Source organism: Pleionea mediterranea (assembly GCF_003148745.1).
Taxonomy (GTDB): Bacteria; Pseudomonadota; Gammaproteobacteria; order Enterobacterales; family Kangiellaceae; genus Pleionea; species Pleionea mediterranea.
The window spans coordinates 71,375-88,850 of sequence record NZ_QGGU01000011.1 but is presented as its reverse complement, the minus strand read 5'-3'; the positions used below and the strand labels follow the sequence as shown (position 1 = coordinate 88,850).

The window sequence follows — 17,476 nt, the reverse complement described above, 5'->3', positions numbered from 1 at the left end:
GCAGTAATATGAAAACGCAATTTAAGTGGACAGTCGATATTTTAAAAACTTGAATCAAAGAAAAGATTAACAATTACTTTTATTTCATCGCCTCAATTTCGCCTTTTCAGGCGACCTTCTTTTTCTGGCAGTTAATTGCTCCTGCATTAACTGCATTCACTACATCCATGTAGCTTAGCCAAAAAGAAGGCACAAATTCGTCGGGAACGAATTTGAACAGCGTTAGCTGGCCTGAAAGGTGGAGGGCAGGATGCCCGGAATAAAAGGCCCTGCGTTCCAACAATTAAGCCCTTCGGGTATCTCAAAATCATTCATACCTGTCAACACACCGTTATTGACAGCCTTCCATGGCTGACAATAACTTCCACTGGCGTCCATGCCAGTGGATGTGTGCGGCATGAATGATTTTGAGCTTAATTGAGTCACTCTAAAACCAGGAAAATCAGAAAAACCAACTATGACAAAGATACACTGTCTGTTTGCCAAGAGCTTAAAGTCAAGCCAAGTTATTCATCATATGGATAATCGTTACACTTGTTTATTAATGTGTGCATCTCTACAATTTGCCTTATTAGCCCATCTTTGAAAGCAGCACTAGGTCCTAGTCAATGATTATCCCCTGGCAACAACTTGAACCCGACACGCTAAACAGCGTAATAAAAGAGTATATTTTAGAAAAACTCGAAGATTACCAGATGGAGTCGGCGGATATGCAACAGTGGACTGATCAGGTTAAACGTCAACTGGCTTCTGGTGATGCTGTTATTGAGTGGAGTGAAGCCAATGAGACGGTCACCATAGTTGAGAGCTCAAAATACGCTGCTGATTGAACTTTTAATCGGAAGTGGTATCATAAAGTCACTTAATTACTGCGTTTTAGCGACGATAGAGTAATTTTGTCATACAACATAAAGGCAGCTTACATCAGGTGTATAAACAGACTCTATTAATTTTAATTCTACTTGTGGCGGCACAATCGGTGCAGTCGTGGAGTGGTGCGAGTCATGTTTGTGTCGCTATGGATAGTAGCCATGTGATGGATGGTTCTACGATGGATGGTCATATGATGGATGATCATACGATGAATTCTCATATGATGAAAACAGAGACGATGTCTGAGCCATCAGACCCGCTACACACAGGCCATACTGCCGAGTCGATGTCTACATCGGCTGCAACCAAACATGCTTTTTCTGCCAACAAAGATTCTTCAACCATAACCGACTCTTTAATTACAAATCATGACTCATCAGGTGGAATGTCCTGTTGCGATGACGGCGCATCTTGCACCATGACGGCTTGTTCCGGCGTTGCCATTTGCTGCCTGGATATGGCCAGTGTTATTGATTCTAACTCAACCCAGTCGGCATTAGTGCAAACACCTGCGCTTTTAATTGCCTATTCTTCTCCGTTATTCCGTCCTCCTATCCTCTAGTTCAATAGTCCTTGTAAATTAATAGTCAATGTACAGGTATCTATTTAACCTGCTAGCTTGTGTATTATTTTTACAGTGGTTTTAAAAAAATACTATTAGCGTTACTTTTTTTGAGATGAATTCTATTTGAGATGGCTTCTAAATAGATCTCTAGCTTTTATGGGCATGTGAGTAAATGAACATGATGATTAAACGAACGATTTTTATAACTATGGCTTTAAAGCGAATTCTGTCTGATACGAACTGCTTGTTAATACGTGTATTCATGGTGCTTGTTATAGGTGTTTTGACACCACTAAGTGCAGTGGCAGCTCAACGCGACGCAATTGACATGAGTAAACAGGCTCCATTCAACAGCAATGAATCGCTACCGGATTTCAAAACAACTCTGGAACTGGTTCTTAATAATGATCTCTGGATATTAGCCAATCAAATGCAGCAAAGCGCCATGGAAGCCGAGTCTGTTGCGGCAAATTCATTGCCTGATCCCAAGCTTTCCCTTGGTTTGGCCAATTTACCTACTGACAGTTTTGAGTTTGCGCAAGAGCCAATGACCCAGTTTAAGGTGGGGGTAACACAAGTTATTCCCAAAGGTGATGTTCTTGAGTTGCAACATAAAAAGTTGCAACAAATGGCACAACAGCAACCTATTCTTCGAGAACAACGTAAGGCAGAGTTAGTGGTAACTGTAGGCTCTTTATGGTTGCAACATTTTCTGGCCGAACAAAGTATTGCATTAATTAATCAAAACCGTTCTTTGTTTACGCAGTTAGTCAGCATTGCTGAGTCGCGATATTCATCAACCATGGGGGGCGTGCGTCAACAGGATATTGTTCGGGCGCAACTTGAGTTAACCCGGCTTGATGATCGTTTATTGAAACTGCAACAGATGAAGGAGCAGCAAAAAGAAAGTATTCAACGCTGGCTAGGCAATCAGTTTATTAGCAACGCCCATGCACTTTTAAAAAATGCTACGCAAGGGCTTTCTTATGGCGAAAATAGCCATTCAGAAAAAATCACCCTTGGATCTGAGTTGCCTGAATTAAGCTTGATTCAAAAGCAGGCTGTTACAGAGCTCAATGACTTGCGTGAGGAAACCATTTTTAACTTGTTCTTACAGCATCCATCGGTTCGTTTAATTGACAGTCAAGTTGCCGTCAGTAACATCAATATTGAGTTGGCAAAGCAGTCTTACAAACCCGACTGGATGGTTAACGCAAATTATGGCTATCGAGAAGATGGTTTAACCGGGCAGTCGCGTTCCGATTTTTTCTCGGTGGGTGTTTCTTTTGACTTACCCTTATTTACTGCGAACAAACAAGATAAACAAGTTGAGTCGCAAACCAAAAAAAACCAGTCGATTAAAGTGGCTCGTTGGTTAAAGCTTCGTGAATTAATTGCTGGCTTTAAGTCTGAGTATAAAAGTTTAAGCCGGCTAATGGAGCGAGAAACTCTATATAAAGAGACGCTATTGCCACAAATCAATCAGCAGGCTGAATCGGCATTGATTGCTTACAACAACGATGATGGTGATTTTGCCGAGGTGGTGCGAGCAAGAATTGCAGAGCTTAATGCAAAAATAGATTTCTTAATGTTGTCCGTTGAGAAACAAAAAAGCATTTTGAAAATAAATTATTTTTTAGCCAAAAACGCAAAGCAAATATTTTACACTGGTAATTTATCCAGTGAACCTTCTGAATTAAAGAATAATGCGGGAGCGCAACCATGAACTCATTAAAAGCAAACAAAACCGCTCAATTAAAAGTACTGTCAAACGGAAGAACAATGCTAGGGCCATTATTAATGGGCCTGTTGCTTGGTATTGTGATTACTATTATTACAAGTTATTTATTATCATTATTTAATAAAGACAGTGCTAAAACTCAATCTGGCGAACAGAAGCCTTTGTATTGGGTTGCGCCCATGGATGATAATTATCGACGGGATAAGCCGGGCAAGTCGCCTATGGGAATGGATTTGGTTCCCGTTTACGCAGACGATAAGGGCGCTGAAAAAGTCGCCGGTGCTGTAACCATTGATCCGGATGTTGTGAACAATCTTGGCGTTCGTACAGAAACGGTTGAGCGAATCAATCTAAACAGTCAGGTTTCAACCGTGGGCTATGTACAGTACGATGAAAATAAACTAATTCACATTCATCCACGCGTTTCAGGATGGGTTGAAAAACTTTACATTAAATCCAGTGGCGAAACTGTAACGCAAGGTCAACCCTTGTACGAACTCTATTCGCCAGAACTGGTTAACGCTCAGGAAGAATTAGTGTTAGCCATGCAACGTAACAATACAACCTTAATTAAGGCTGCTGAACAACGATTAACGTCGCTTAATATTAATGCCTCGTTTATAAAACAGATAAAGCAAACTCGTCAGGTTAAGCAGCGAGTGGTGTTTTATGCGCCACAAAGTGGAATCGTTGATAACCTGAGTATTCGGGAAGGTTTTTTTGTTCAGCCCAGCAATAAAATTATGTCGGTTGGTGATTTGTCTCAAGTTTGGGTACTAACCGAAGTGTTTGAACGACAGGTGCCTTTTGTGCAACAGGGCGATAAGGTCACCATGACACTGGACTTTTTGCCCGAGCGAAAATGGCAGGGACAGGTGGATTTTATTTATCCGGTACTGAACGAAGCCACCAGAACATTACAGCTTCGTCTGGTGTTTAACAATTCTGACAGAGCATTAAAGCCGAATATGTTTGCTCAGGTTATGATCCACTCTAAAACAGAACAACCTGTTTTAGCCATACCGAAAGAAGCGGTCATTCGAACTGAAAATCAAAATCGGGTTGTGGTTGTATTAGACGATAACCAATTTAAATCCGTTGCGGTGACTCTGGGTAAATCAAGTCAGCAGTATATTGAAGTCTTGTCGGGGCTTATAGAGGGCGATCGTGTGGTCACTTCTGCCCAATTTTTAATTGATTCGGAGTCAAGCAAATCATCGGACTTTAAACGAATGGAAAGCAAACAGACGTTAGTGAATAACATCTGGGTGGATGCCGTGATTCATTCGGTTAATGCTGAAGCCGGAAGCGTTAATGCAACCCATCAATCTGTTAGTGCCTGGGACTGGCCTGCAATGACCATGGATTTTTCCATTGATGAAGCCATTGATCTTTCCCGTATTAAACTTGAGCAAGAAATCAGTATTGAAATCACCCGACAGAAAAATAATAACTACACCATTACAGCTATTAGTGACGCCACTGAATCGTCCAATAATACAGCGCGAGTTAAAGGTGATGTATTGTCGATTGATAACAACGAGCAATCAATTCGAATTTATCGCGATGCGATTGAAAAGTGGGGGCGTGATGCTGCCACCGTTAATTTTAAACTTAAGCCGGGAGTGAGTACTGAGGGATTTAAGCCGGGTGACAGAGTGCACTTTACGTTTAAAGTTACCGACGATGGATTTGTTATCATGGGATTTCACCATCGTCGGTCGCAAGCGAAAGATAATTCGTCAATAAATTTGAACCAACAAATAGATCTCATGGACCATTCGCATCATCGCTCAGCAGAAATTAAACAAAAACACGACAAAGGGCTAACAGCATGATTGAGTCAATAATTCGCTGGTCTGTGAGCAATCGTTTTTTTGTGTTGCTTGCAACTATTTTACTGATTGGCGCCGGCGCTTATTCGCTTAAAAATACACCGGTGGATGCGATCCCTGATTTATCCGATGTTCAGGTGATCATCAAGACATCTTATCCCGGTCAAGCTCCGCAGGTGGTTCAGGATCAGGTGACCTATCCGCTTACGACAGCAATGTTATCTGTGCCCGGTGCACAAACGGTACGCGGTTTTTCTTTTTTTGGCGATTCCTATGTTTATGTGATTTTTGATGATGATACGGATCTCTATTGGGCACGGAGTCGTGTGCTGGAATACTTAAGTCAGGTTGCGGCGGATTTACCTGATAATGCCAAGCCACAATTGGGGCCTGATGCCACCGGTGTTGGCTGGGTTTATCTTTACGCATTAACAGATCCAACCGGTCAACATGATCTTAGCCAGCTGCGAAGTATTCAGGACTGGTTTTTAAAGTATGAATTGCAAACCGTGCCCGGTGTTTCGGAAGTATCGGCACTGGGCGGAATGGTTAAACAATATCAGGTGCGAGTGGATCCTGATAAGTTGCGCGCATACGACATTCCACTCAGCCATATTCAAATGGCCATCAAACGGGGGAATCAGGAAATAGGCGCCTCGGTGATTGAAATGGCCGAAGCCGAATATATGGTGCGAGCGACTGGCTATTTAAAAAGCACGCAGGATATCGGCAATATACCTTTAGGACAAAATAAAAAAGGCACACCTCTGTTGCTTAAAAATGTTGCCGATATCAGCATTGGGCCACAAATGCGTCGTGGTATTGCTGAACTGAACGGAGAAGGTGAAGTGGTTGGCGGCATAGTGGTGATGCGTTTTGGTGAAAATGCGCAAAAAACCATTGATGGCGTAAAAGAAAAATTAGCACAACTGAAACGAAGTTTGCCGGAAGGTGTGGAAGTTGTCACCGTGTATGATCGCAGCGGATTGATCAAAAATGCGGTAGAAAACTTGTGGTTTAAATTACTGGAAGAGTTTGCCGTTGTCGCATTGGTTTGCATGATCTTTTTGTTTCATGTGCGTTCATCACTGGTAGCCATTATCAGTTTGCCGGTGGGTATTTTAACCGCGTTTATAGTGATGCACTGGCAAGGTTTAAACGCCAATATAATGTCGCTTGGTGGCATTGCTATTGCCATTGGTGCGATGATTGACGGTGCCATTGTGATGATCGAAAACATGCATAAGCACATGGAAAGGACGCCATTAACCAATGAAAACCGTTGGCAAGTGGTCGCAAAAGCATCGAGTGAAGTAGGGCCGGCATTATTTTTCAGTTTATTAATCATTACCGTTAGTTTTGTGCCGGTGTTTACCCTGGAAGCGCAAGAAGGTCGAATGTTTTCGCCATTAGCCTTTACCAAAACATATGCCATGGCCGCATCAGCTGCACTGGCGATAACTTTAGTGCCGGTGTTAATGGGTTATTTTATTCGCGGCAAAGTCATAGCCGAACATAAAAATCCAATTAATCGAGTGTTAATTGCGGGATATATTCCGGTATTAAAAAAAATATTGGCTTACCCGAAAACAACGCTAACCTTATCGGCGGTTATTTTATTGGTAGGACTTTGGCCAGTGAATAAAATTGGCAGTGAGTTTATTCCGCCACTGGATGAAGGCGATATTATGTATATGCCCACTACCTACCCGGGGATCTCTATTGGTAAAGCAAGAGAACTGTTGCAACAAACCGACAAGCTTATTCGAACAGTACCCGAAGTCAGGAATGTATTTGGCAAAATGGGACGAGCTGAAACTGCGACGGATCCGGCACCGCTCACCATGATCGAAACCTTTATTCAGTTAAAACCTCGCTCTGAATGGCGTGATGGCATGACCACTAAAAAACTGATCAAAGAGTTGGATCAATTGGTGCAGTTTCCGGGAGTCACCAATGCCTGGGTTATGCCAATAAAAACACGCATAGATATGTTGGCCACCGGCATTAAAACACCTGTAGGTATAAAAGTGGCTGGCCCTGATTTAAATGTGATCCAGTCGATAGGTCAACAACTGGAGCAACACTTGATGGACGTTGCAGGAACCGCTTCTGTGTATTCCGAGCGAGTTGCCGGCGGGCGTTATATTAAAGTGGATATAAAACGCGAGCAGGCCGCTCGATATGGTTTAAACATTGCAGATGTTCAACAGGTTATTGCAACAGCGATTGGTGGTATGAATGTTACGCAAACGGTAGAAGGGCAGGAGCGTTACCCGGTTAATATTCGTTACCCTCAAGGGTATCGTCAATCGCCAGAACAATTGGCTGTGCTGCCGGTAGTGACACCCGACGGACAGCGAATTTCTCTGGCCGATGTTGCCGATATTTCAATCGACAATGGGCCTCCCGGTATTAAAAGTGAAAACGCACGGATTAACGGTTGGACCTTTGTCGATATTGATGATGTGGACATTGGCAGTTATGTGGAAAACGCCAAACAATACGTCGCTGACAATATTGAGTTGCCGGCCGGTTATTCGCTTAACTGGTCCGGTCAGTACGAGTATATGCTACGAGCAAAAGAGAAACTAACCTATGTGGTGCCGTTAACCTTGGCCATCATAATTATTTTGCTTTATCTCAACTTTAGAAATTTCACTGAAGTGGCCATCATCATGGGGACATTACCATTGGCAATGGTTGGCAGTATCTGGTTACTGTATCTACACGGCTTTAACTTTTCGGTAGCGGTTGGCGTTGGATTTATTGCTCTGGCCGGCGTCGCGGTAGAAATAGGGGTAATCATGCTGGTGTATTTGAATCAATCCTATCAGCAGTTAACAGCAAACCAAACAACAGAAACAATCTCAAAAGAGTCATTGATGAAAGCCGTATTAGAAGGTGCTGGCATGCGTGTTCGCCCGGTTATGATGACCGCTGCCGCCATTATTATTGGATTGCTGCCAATACTTTATGGTTCCGGAACCGGCTCAGAAGTGATGAGCCGAATAGCAGCGCCAATGGTTGGCGGCATGGTTTCTGCACTTATTTTAACGTTACTGGTATTACCCGCAGTGTATTTTTTATGGCGTAAAAAACAATTGAGTCTTTAATGTTTTACGCGATGATAACTTCAACGAGGAGTTTAAATTATGAATATTAAAAAGATAGTTTTTTGGACATTATTGTTAGTGGTATGGGGCTTTAATCTTGATGCGTTAGCTCACTCGACACTTTCATCGTCTTCGCCAGATAATGGGGCGGTCTTGACGGAAGTGCCTGACAAGCTTGAGCTAAAATTTAAAAGCAAGGTTAAGTTAATCAAAGTAACCTTGATCCATAATCAAGAAAATGAAGTGCCAGTTTTATTAGAATCAAATAAAGGCTTTGCATCTTCATTTAGTGTTGAATTACCCGTGTTAAATAGCGGTAAGTATCAGGTTAGCTGGATGGTTATGGGTAAGGATACTCATAAAATTACCGGAGACTTTACATTTGAATTAAAGAAAAAATAGATAATAAAGCTAAATGTTTTTCGTAAACAGTAAGAGAACAAAGCTATGGATATAACAATCTGGAATTTAGTTTCAGTAATCAGCAAAGTGTTTTTGTACTTAGGCTTTTCATTCTTAATTGCTTTGCCTTTGATGTATATTCGTTTGCCCTTCAACAGGGAGTGGCATGGTTATATTCGCCGACTATTTATTACTGGTGTGGGTATGGCCTTTGTATTTAACGGTGTTTACTTTTTTGGACGTGTTGGGTCTTTTTCCGAATCAGGCATAACAGGACTTTTTGATACTGAAATGATATCACTGCTTTGGGATTCTGGCGTTGGCGATTCATTCCGTTGGCGACTGATGGCTCTGTTTTCGATATCTGTGGCCGCGGCTATCTATTGGTTTAGCAAAAAACGAGTCTCGATTGCATTCGCTGCATTATTATACCTTGGCATGATTTACGCCATCGGCCTGTCATTTGGTTTTATCGGACATACTGCAGGGCTATCTGGTTGGATGCAATTGATTCTAGGTGTGCATGTAGTCATTGCTTTGAGCTGGATTGGCTCTTTGCTGGCATTACGCCATGCTTGTTATCAATTGAAAGTTGAAGTATTACATAAGCTGATGAATGACTTCAGTAAAGTTGCGCAGCCTATGGTTTTAATCTTGGTAGGATTGGGAGGTTATCTTGTTTATACATTACTTTCCGAACCGCAAATGCTATTAAAATCAGCCTACGGAAACTTTCTTTTGACTAAATTGGCTTTGGTGTTGTTGTTGCTTGGTTTGGCGGCTCGCCATAAACTAATTTTAGTGCCCAGGCTTGAGTGTGATAATGCATCTGATGTAAAGGATGTTAAGTACGTGCTAGCTCGTTCAATTGGCATTGAGTTTTGGTTGGCTTTCTTGCTTGTAATTGTAACTGCAGTGCTATCCACTGTTGTAGGCCCTATGCATTGATTTGAGGCTATTTAAAAAATGCTGCACTTTATGATGCAGTGTATTTGTTATTTTGAAAGCAGACTAACAAGTAAATCAATAAGTAATGTAAATAATACTTGAAACCAAGATAGATATAAAAATATTGAATAAAATTATGATGCGTATAAAGTTTTTAGTTAGAAAAACACATAAGTGGTTAGGTTTGATTTTAAGCGTTCAGCTTTTGCTTTGGATTGTTAGTGGTCTTTATATGACCGCTGTTCCGCTGACAAATGTGCACGGTAATCATCTGTTGAAAGCTGATGATGAAGTTTTACTGAACCAGTATTCCTGGCAGCCCATATCGCAAGCCGAATTAGAACAGTATGCACCAGTATCGTCGGTTCGCTTAACCAGCCGTCTAAATCAGGCTTTGTATGTTTTAACAACGGAACAAGGATTGATTTATCTTGACGGTGAAACTTTAGAGAAGGTTAGGCCGCTTACGCGAAATGATATTGCAATGATTGCCAAGAAAAAATTTGCCTATGACGCGCCTGTTCAATCGGCTGTTTTATTAAAACAGTACCCTCAGGAGCTTGGTGGTCGTAATCAGCCAGTCTGGCAAGTAAACTTTAATGCTGCTTTCAATGCCAGTTTATATTTTCATCCTGTTACCGGCGCACTCATAAGCAAGCGCAGTGATATTTGGCGAGCCTTTGATTTCCTCTGGATGCTACACATAATGGATTATGATGAACGATCCGATGTTAATAATAACTTACTGTTTTTATCCGCACTAACGGCACTGATATTTGTGACGGCAGGACTTTGGTTACTGTTTTACAGTTTTCATCGCCGTAATAAAAAGCAGGTGGCGTAATGAATAACTCTGCTCAAGTAAAAAGCTATCAAGAAAAAAGCAACGAAGCGAATATCAATACAGTGTTCTGGTTAAGACGCATCCATAAATGGCTCGGTTTATTGTTAGGACTGCAATTGTTTTTATGGGTGTTAAGTGGACTTATGTTCAACTGGCTTGATCATAAAGAAGTTAGTGGTCGATATTTGCTGACTACGCCTGAAAAAAGTTCAATTGCCTTGCAGGTTGATCCTACAGATGTGTTAAAAAAATACCCAAATGCTTCTAGTATACAAAGAGTCAGTCGATTTAACTCCGAATGGTGGCTAATAGAAGACAACAACGAACAATTATTATTGGATGTTGTTTCTTTAAAATCAAAGCGCATTGCGAAACCTGTTATTGAGTCTGAAGTAAATAAACGCTATCCCGACGTTAAAATTATTAGTACCAATCTGGAAAGTGAAAGAACACTCGAAAACAGACGCTTTAACTTGCCTGTTTGGCGAGTGGATGTCTCAGATGAACAAGAGAGTGCTTTATACTTTGATCAGTATGGTCAATTTCTTGATATAAAAACCAACAGCTGGCGATTGTTCGACATTTTCTGGATGCTGCATATTATGGATTACAGTGGCCGCACCGATTTTAATAATGCCTTGGTGATTTTTGTAGCTGCGGGAACATTGTTTATTTCTTTATCGGGTATCTTACTCTTATTTTCGGTATTCAAACGACAGGACTTTGTGCTTGCAGGTAAAAACAAACGGGTGCCGATCCAGATTACCAGTCGCAATGGTTTTGAAACTGAAGTGTTTGTTCGAAAAAATCAAACATTAATAGATGCTTTATCAAAAGAAGGGTTTGATTTGCCTTCGAACTGTGGCGGAGGTGGCACCTGTGGCTTATGCAAAGTGCGGCTGCCGCAAGCCGAGTTTAATCATCAGAGTTCTTCATTCAATAAACACCAAATATTATCCCGTAATGCGCTTAAAGACGGTTGTCGGTTAGGTTGTCAAATTGATGTGACAGGAGCAATGACCGTAGAGCTCCCGGAGCAAGTATTAAAACAACAGGTTAAACAGGGTAAAGTAACAGCCAGTCGGTTCTTAACACCTTTAGTTAAGGAAATTGTATTAGAGTTGGATAAAGGCGATGAGTTGTCGTTTCAAGCAGGCGAGTATATGCAGTTTCACTGCCCAGAGGGCAGTGTTGAGTTAAGTTATATTCAACGACCAGACTTTGTTGATGATTATTGGCGTGACAATAAAATTAACTCACTAAAAGGTGTTCGAACCGATGCTATCAAACGAGCGTATTCTATGGTTGATAAGCCCGGCCGTTGTCGGGAGTTAACCTTTTTAGTACGGTTAGAAGTGCCAACCGATGATTCTAATACTTGCGGAGCAGGATCAAGTTATCTATTTTCTCTGGTTCCGGGGGATAACGTCAGTTTAAGTGGTCCCTTTGGTGAGTTTTATGCCGAGCAAAGTGATGATGAAATGATTTTGCTCGGCGGTGGTGTTGGTATTGCGCCACTCATGAGTCATATTGAATATCAATTACATGTTTTAAACAGTAAACGAAAGATAACATTGTTTTATGGCGTGCGTGATGAAAGTGAAGTGCTTTATCTGGATAAATTAAGTCAGCTAGTCGATGAGTTTTCAAATTTTCAGATGGTGATTGCGTTATCGAATGCCAAACAGCACAGTCGTTATGCAATCGGAAATATAAGCGATGTCGCCAGATATCAATATTTTAAACAACATGACTCACTGCCCAGCTGTCAGTTTTATGTTTGTGGACCACCTAAAATGTTGTCTTCAACCTTAAAAATACTGAGTCAATTTAATGTGCCTGATTCTAAAGTTCGATTTGATGATTTTGGATCAATATGATTTTTTGGCAATATGAATTTGGATAAATAAAGTTGTTAATCTGTTTGTTATTATTCAATAGGAGACTAAGTTATGAGTAACCAAGATAGTAACGTTAATGAAATATATCGAAAGCCAGATTGCCCTTGGGGTAAAAAGGCAGTAACACTTCTGGATAACAATAATATTGAGTACAAGGACCATACATTTTCTGATAAAGATGAAGAAAATGCATTTAAAGAAAAGCACGAGGTTAAAACAACGCCGCAAGTTTTTCTTAAGGGCGAGCGGATTGGCGGTTATACAGAGCTCGCTGAACATTTAAATGACTCAGTGGATGATGATGAGGATGAGACATCCTATCTGCCCGTTATTGCGGTGTTTTCAACAGCGGCCTTAATGGCTTTGGCAACCCAAACCTGGATTATGGGGTTTATGGGCTTTTCTCTGTGTCTATTAGCGTGTTTAAAGTTGATGGATATTCCTGCCTTTATTGAGGGATTTAAAAAGTACGACTTACTCACAAAAGCCATACCTGTTTATGGCTGGGTATATCCTTTTGCAGAGCTATTTGCCGGGCTTGGCTTTTTATCGGGCTTAGTGCCTAATCTTGTTGGCAGTGTGTCTCTATTCGTCGGTCTTGTGGGTGGTGTCTCAATATTTAAAGCCGTGTATATCGATAAAACCGATTTAAGTTGTGCTTGTATTGGCGGTAACTCCAATGTGCCCTTGGGTGTGGTCAGTATTTCTGAAAATGTCATGATGGCAGTGATGGGCGTGTGGTTACTTATTTAACGTTTAAATGATTTCTAGAATACAACAATAAAATAGAGGATAAGATTATGAAGTGTAAATTAATGTATTGTTTACTTGTGGTTTCTAGCGTTTCTTTTAATGCTTTTGCTGATGACAAAAAAGCGATTACTAAAATTATAGCTGGCATTGAATACGGTTGGGAAAATGGTGATGGAAAACCATTTAGAGAAAACTATCTGGATTTTGATGGTGCACGCTACATAGAGTCCGGTGGTCAAAACGAAGGGCTTGATGATTTGGTTATGCATCACGTAGAACCAGAAAAAGATGCACTAGAATATCTTGAATTAGACTTTTCAAATATTGAAATTAATGTAGAGAATAATTTTGCATGGGCATTGGCGGATACCCGGGTTAAAGGAAAAGTACGTAAAAGCCAGCGAGAATTTGATAAAAAAGGCTATCAAACATTCCTGTTTAGGAAAGTAAATGACCAGTGGAAAGTCATTCATACTCATTCTTCAACAAGAGATTATAAGCCTAAGAAACACTCGCACTAAATATTAACTTTTTTAGATAAAAAGTCAGAGGGTAGAGTTGTGCAAGCTTTTTTACAAACTTGGAGTCAAGCTGCTGAAACGTCACTTGGCCTTTTCTGGATGGCGTTTTGGGCATTTGGATTGGGGTATTTGATCAGTGCAATGATTCAGGTGTTCGTTACTAAGCAGCGAATGCAGAAAAGTATGGGAGAAGCTGGAGGAAAGGGTATGTTTTTAGGTACCTTTTTTGGCTTCATTTCAAGCAGTTGCTCATTCAGTGCTTTATCCACGACTAGAGCATTGTTTGCTAAAGGGGCTGGTTTTCTACCCTCAATGGCCTTTTTATTAGCCTCAACAAATTTGGTTATAGAGCTTGGTATCGTGATAGCTGTTTTTTTAAGCTGGCAATTTGTTGTGGGTGAATATTTGGGCGGTATTTTACTGATCTTATTTTTATGGATTATTGTAAAACTAACCTTACCAAAATCTTTAGAGAAGACTGCTCGAAATAATGCAAAGCAAGCTCAAGGCGATGATGGTTCAGAGCAGGAGCAAAATTGGAAGGAAAAAATTGCTACTTTAGAGGGGTGGCGTGAAGTCAGCCATAAATACGTTATGGAATGGCATATGGTGTGGAAGGATGTCACTATAGGATTTACGGTTGCCGGTATTATTGCTGCTTTTGTACCTACGTCTTTTTTTGAAGCCTTGTTTATGGGCGCAGGAAAAGAGTCTTTATCATTCTTTGAAGTGTTGATGCAATCAATCGTTGGGCCTGTAGCAGCCTTTTTTACATTTATTGGTTCCATGGGAAATATACCACTGGCTGCTGTACTTTTTAGTAATGGTGTTAGCTTTGCTGGTGTGATGGCATTTATTTTTAGTGACTTGGTGGTTTTTCCTGTACTAAGAATTCAAGCTCAATATTACGGTTGGAAAATGGCTCTGTATTTATTGGTGGCTTTTCTTATTATATTGATAATGGCATCAATGGTTATGCATTATGGTTTTGCTGCCTTTGATGCGTTACCTTCGCCTGAGTCTATTGACAAGGTGACGGAGCGAGAGTTTTTTAAGCTGGATTATACTGCTGTTTTAAATGGTAGCTTTATCTTGCTTTCGATTGTCTTTATTTTTTGGTGGATGCGCTCCCAATCTCATTCTCATAAGACTTCAAGTTTGAGCGAAAAGCTGTTGTTTTTATTGTCGATCATCGCATTTATCTGGCTTATTGGAGGCGTGTTTATTATTCCTGTCTTTATATGATGCGGTAGTGTAAAAATTTGCAATACTATAAGTTGCAACAAAACTGTCATATTTATAGGCTCTCTATTTCGGCATAATAACCATAGCATTGACAAGTAATCAGAAAAAAATGAAAGCATTAGAAATATTTTGGCGGTTTTTATTGTTAGGGTGTGTCAGTTTTGGCGGCCCCGCTGCACATATAGGTTACTTTAATCGTGTATTTGTTCATCAGCTTAAATGGTTGAGTCAGCAAGAGTACGGTAATCTGGTTGCATTAAGTCAGGTTTTGCCTGGGCCCGGTTCAAGTCAGGTTGGTTTTGCCCTTGGTTTATCCCGTGGAGGGATTGCAGGCGGTATTGCAGCATTCTTTGGTTTTACTTTACCGTCGTTTCTACTGATGTTTCTATTGGCTGCTTATCCGGTGAGCAGTGATAATGTGATTTTGTCCGGGATTGTCAGTGGCTTAAAATTGCTGGCGGTAGTGGTGGTGACCGATGCCATTATTACCATGTCGAAAAGCTTTTGTAATACGCGATCATTAATGGCCATTACCATTGCAACCACGGCTGCACTGTTAACCTTTCCTCATCTATGGACACAAATTGTTATTCTGGTGTTGTCGGCGTTGATAGGCGCGTCTTACTTTAAATCTTCTGTGTCCAACTCAAAAAGCACTACAGCCAAAGTATCATCGAAGTTGTCACGCAGTGCATTCACTGCCTTATTGCTATTTGTCGCCCTGTTTATATTGGCCATAGTCAGCAGAAACTATGCTACAGAATGGCCTTTACTGGATATGACAGCGCGTTTTTATCATTCTGGCAGTCTGGTGTTTGGCGGTGGTCATGTTGTTTTACCGCTATTGCAACAAAGTTTTTCCGAAGTGATATCCAGTGATCAATTTCTGCTTGGTTATGCTGCAGCACAGGGCGTACCCGGACCAATGTTTTCTCTGGCGACTTATCTTGGCGCCGTTGTCGAGCCGGAGAATGCGTTTGTTAGTGCTACCTTGGCCACACTGGCTATTTTTTTGCCAGGTTTTTTATTGGTTTTAGGCTTACGTAAACGCTGGCAGTACTGGGCCGAGAAGCCTGCAATTGCCGGAGCCATTGCTGCGATAAATGCAGCTGTTGTTGGGTTACTAATGTCGGCTTTGTACAATCCTGTATTTGTTAATGCGGTATCGTATGGTCAGGATATGGCGGCCGTTATAGTGGGTTTTTTCCTGTTGAGTCGATTAAAGTTACCGGTTATGTATCTGGTGTTTGGATTTATTGCTTTTGGTGTTATGAGTGCATTAATCGGAATTTAGTCGCTAAAGTTTGTGCTTAGTATTGTGGATAATGATTTCGAATAAAATTTAATAAACTCTATCGTCATAATACTATTTACTCATTGCTATTTAACTCTGATAAGCATCCAAACAGTGTTTTAGTATCAGGGTGCAGTCCTGTTTAATATGCAGATCGGCCAGATCATCCGCTCGGGTTTTTCCACGATTAAGGATCACCAGAGGTTTTGCGTATTGTTTTGCGAGCTTGCAAAAACGATAGCTGGAATAAACCATTAATGACGATCCTAAAACCAACAACCCTTTGCTTTGTAAAAATAACGCATTGGTTTCTTCATGAATATGCTTAGGTACCGAGCCACCAAAAAACACCACGTCGGGCATAATGACACCCTGACATGTTTCGCAACTTACGAGCTTTATGGTTTCTGTTACTTTATCTTCCACATAGGCATCACCATCGGGTGCTTTCACAATGTTATCAGAATGATTGACCAAAGGTTTTAAGTGAGGATTTATATTTAATAATCGATGTTGCACACTGTCGCGTGTTTCATAGCGATTGCATTGTAAGCAGTAAACACGATCAAGCCGTCCGTGCAAGTCGATTACTTTGTTGAGTCCAGCTTTTTGATGCAGTCGATCGACGTTCTGTGTAATCACACCACTGATCAAGCCTTTGTTTTCCATGTCTGTTAATAAATGATGGGCTTCCGATGGTTTGGCATTGGCAACCGGAGGCCAGCCAACAAGACTTCTTGCCCAGTAACGTTTGCGCTTTTGTTCATCGCTAATAAATTCCTGATGCTGTATTGGATCGCTTCTTAGCCATTGCCCTTTGTCGTCACGGTAGGTAGGAATACCTGAGGATAAACTTATTCCGGCACCTGTGATCACTAACCAGGGTTTGTTAGAAAACAGTAACTTATTCAGCTGATCAAGTTGTCGGTTAAAACGGGTGCTATGGGTGCTATTAATAGTCATAAATCCGTACTTTTTCTTATTTAAAAGAGATGAATGCCAGAAAAGTGGCTTACATAAATACCCAATAAATATTATCGAAACCTGAGCGGTGATGCCAGTGATCCCATTATAGACTAAACACTATCCTTGAGTTCATTTCTGTAGTCGCAATGAGCTAATAACTAATGAATCATAAAACGGGCATAACAGTATTAATGTTATATAATTTTTAAATGAGCCAAAGTGTGATCCAAACAGTTTCTTTTAACGTAAAGTCATAGTTAATATTTAGCTTCTAAAGCTGGTATTGCTTGGAAGCTTAATCTTATTTTACTTTTTAAAGCCCAAGAACAGAATAGAGTGGTAAAACTACTGTCATTAGAAGACGTTAGCGTAACGTGTTAGGATAATTGCAGAGTATTGGTCAGTGATGGCTTATGAACATACTGGGTATTACTTAAAACAACGGTGATGCTTACATAAGTTACCAGCACAT

Annotated in this window: 15 protein-coding genes; 13 read left to right on the top strand and 2 right to left on the bottom strand. The window is 40.8% G+C overall.

The window, feature by feature from the left end; all coding sequences use genetic code 11:
* Positions 1-222 precede the first annotated feature (222 nt).
* A complete protein-coding gene (locus C8D97_RS18045; RefSeq protein WP_146196164.1) occupies positions 223-426 on the bottom strand; it encodes a hypothetical protein in 204 nt (67 codons plus the stop codon).
* Between the two features lie 182 nt (positions 427-608).
* Between C8D97_RS18045 and C8D97_RS14840 the strand changes: the two genes are divergently transcribed.
* The 13 genes from C8D97_RS14840 to chrA all read left to right on the top strand — a co-directional run bounded on the left by C8D97_RS14840 (position 609) and on the right by chrA (position 16,038).
* Entirely contained in the window at positions 609-830 is a 222-nt protein-coding gene (locus C8D97_RS14840) for a YheU family protein (protein ID WP_109764583.1), read from the top strand.
* A gap of 98 nt (positions 831-928) precedes the next feature.
* Positions 929-1,435, top strand: a complete 507-nt coding sequence (locus tag C8D97_RS14835) for a hypothetical protein (RefSeq protein WP_146196163.1) — start codon at positions 929-931, stop codon at positions 1,433-1,435.
* A 331-nt stretch (positions 1,436-1,766) separates the two neighbouring features.
* Complete coding sequence (locus C8D97_RS14830) at positions 1,767-3,164, top strand: TolC family protein (RefSeq protein WP_170115270.1); 1,398 nt, start codon at positions 1,767-1,769, stop codon at positions 3,162-3,164.
* Positions 3,161-5,017, top strand: coding sequence for an efflux RND transporter periplasmic adaptor subunit (locus C8D97_RS14825; RefSeq protein ID WP_109764580.1), 1,857 nt, complete (start codon positions 3,161-3,163; stop codon positions 5,015-5,017). Before C8D97_RS14830 ends, C8D97_RS14825 begins: the two co-directional genes overlap by 4 nt.
* Positions 5,014-8,130 carry an efflux RND transporter permease subunit gene (locus C8D97_RS14820; protein ID WP_109764579.1) on the top strand — a complete coding sequence of 1,039 codons (3,117 nt, stop codon included), beginning with the start codon at positions 5,014-5,016 and terminating at the stop codon, positions 8,128-8,130. The genes C8D97_RS14825 and C8D97_RS14820 overlap by 4 nt, the downstream gene beginning before the upstream one ends.
* Positions 8,131-8,169: 39 nt before the next feature.
* On the top strand, positions 8,170-8,532 hold the full coding sequence (locus C8D97_RS14815; protein WP_109764578.1) for a copper resistance CopC family protein: 363 nt from the start codon (positions 8,170-8,172) through the stop codon (positions 8,530-8,532).
* A gap of 45 nt (positions 8,533-8,577) precedes the next feature.
* Complete coding sequence (locus C8D97_RS14810) at positions 8,578-9,480, top strand: copper resistance D family protein (RefSeq protein ID WP_109764577.1); 903 nt, start codon at positions 8,578-8,580, stop codon at positions 9,478-9,480.
* A gap of 232 nt (positions 9,481-9,712) precedes the next feature.
* Entirely contained in the window at positions 9,713-10,324 is a 612-nt protein-coding gene (locus tag C8D97_RS14805) for a hypothetical protein (RefSeq protein WP_170115269.1), read from the top strand.
* Positions 10,324-12,204, top strand: coding sequence for an NADH:ubiquinone reductase (Na(+)-transporting) subunit F (locus tag C8D97_RS14800; RefSeq protein ID WP_109764575.1), 1,881 nt, complete (start codon positions 10,324-10,326; stop codon positions 12,202-12,204). The genes C8D97_RS14805 and C8D97_RS14800 overlap by 1 nt, the downstream gene beginning before the upstream one ends.
* 72 nt (positions 12,205-12,276) lie before the next feature.
* Positions 12,277-12,978: a MauE/DoxX family redox-associated membrane protein gene (locus C8D97_RS14795; RefSeq protein WP_109764574.1), complete on the top strand. Its 702-nt coding sequence runs from the start codon at positions 12,277-12,279 to the stop codon at positions 12,976-12,978.
* 47 nt (positions 12,979-13,025) lie between these two features.
* A complete protein-coding gene (locus C8D97_RS14790) occupies positions 13,026-13,499 on the top strand; it encodes a YybH family protein (protein ID WP_109764573.1) in 474 nt (157 codons plus the stop codon).
* A 39-nt stretch (positions 13,500-13,538) separates the two neighbouring features.
* A complete protein-coding gene (locus C8D97_RS14785; protein WP_109764572.1) occupies positions 13,539-14,744 on the top strand; it encodes a permease in 1,206 nt (401 codons plus the stop codon).
* 109 nt (positions 14,745-14,853) lie between these two features.
* Positions 14,854-16,038 carry a chromate efflux transporter gene (gene chrA / locus C8D97_RS14780; RefSeq protein ID WP_109764571.1) on the top strand — a complete coding sequence of 395 codons (1,185 nt, stop codon included), beginning with the start codon at positions 14,854-14,856 and terminating at the stop codon, positions 16,036-16,038.
* Between the two features lie 90 nt (positions 16,039-16,128).
* Here the strand turns inward: chrA and C8D97_RS14775 are convergent, their stop codons facing one another.
* Positions 16,129-17,001: an NAD-dependent protein deacetylase gene (locus tag C8D97_RS14775; RefSeq protein ID WP_109764570.1), complete on the bottom strand. Its 873-nt coding sequence runs from the start codon at positions 16,999-17,001 to the stop codon at positions 16,129-16,131.
* Between the last annotated feature and the right edge of the window lie 475 nt (positions 17,002-17,476).

Coding starts and splice junctions, on each gene's coding strand:
- C8D97_RS14840 (WP_109764583.1), top strand. CDS start 609: ATGATTATCCCCTGGCAACAACTTGAACCCGACACGCTAAACAGCGTA.
- C8D97_RS14830 (WP_170115270.1), top strand. CDS start 1,767: ATGAGTAAACAGGCTCCATTCAACAGCAATGAATCGCTACCGGATTTC.
- C8D97_RS14825 (WP_109764580.1), top strand. CDS start 3,161: ATGAACTCATTAAAAGCAAACAAAACCGCTCAATTAAAAGTACTGTCA.
- C8D97_RS14820 (WP_109764579.1), top strand. CDS start 5,014: ATGATTGAGTCAATAATTCGCTGGTCTGTGAGCAATCGTTTTTTTGTG.
- C8D97_RS14815 (WP_109764578.1), top strand. CDS start 8,170: ATGAATATTAAAAAGATAGTTTTTTGGACATTATTGTTAGTGGTATGG.
- C8D97_RS14810 (WP_109764577.1), top strand. CDS start 8,578: ATGGATATAACAATCTGGAATTTAGTTTCAGTAATCAGCAAAGTGTTT.
- C8D97_RS14805 (WP_170115269.1), top strand. CDS start 9,713: ATGACCGCTGTTCCGCTGACAAATGTGCACGGTAATCATCTGTTGAAA.
- C8D97_RS14800 (WP_109764575.1), top strand. CDS start 10,324: ATGAATAACTCTGCTCAAGTAAAAAGCTATCAAGAAAAAAGCAACGAA.
- C8D97_RS14795 (WP_109764574.1), top strand. CDS start 12,277: ATGAGTAACCAAGATAGTAACGTTAATGAAATATATCGAAAGCCAGAT.
- C8D97_RS14790 (WP_109764573.1), top strand. CDS start 13,026: ATGAAGTGTAAATTAATGTATTGTTTACTTGTGGTTTCTAGCGTTTCT.
- chrA (WP_109764571.1), top strand. CDS start 14,854: ATGAAAGCATTAGAAATATTTTGGCGGTTTTTATTGTTAGGGTGTGTC.
- C8D97_RS14775 (WP_109764570.1), bottom strand. CDS start 17,001: ATGACTATTAATAGCACCCATAGCACCCGTTTTAACCGACAACTTGAT.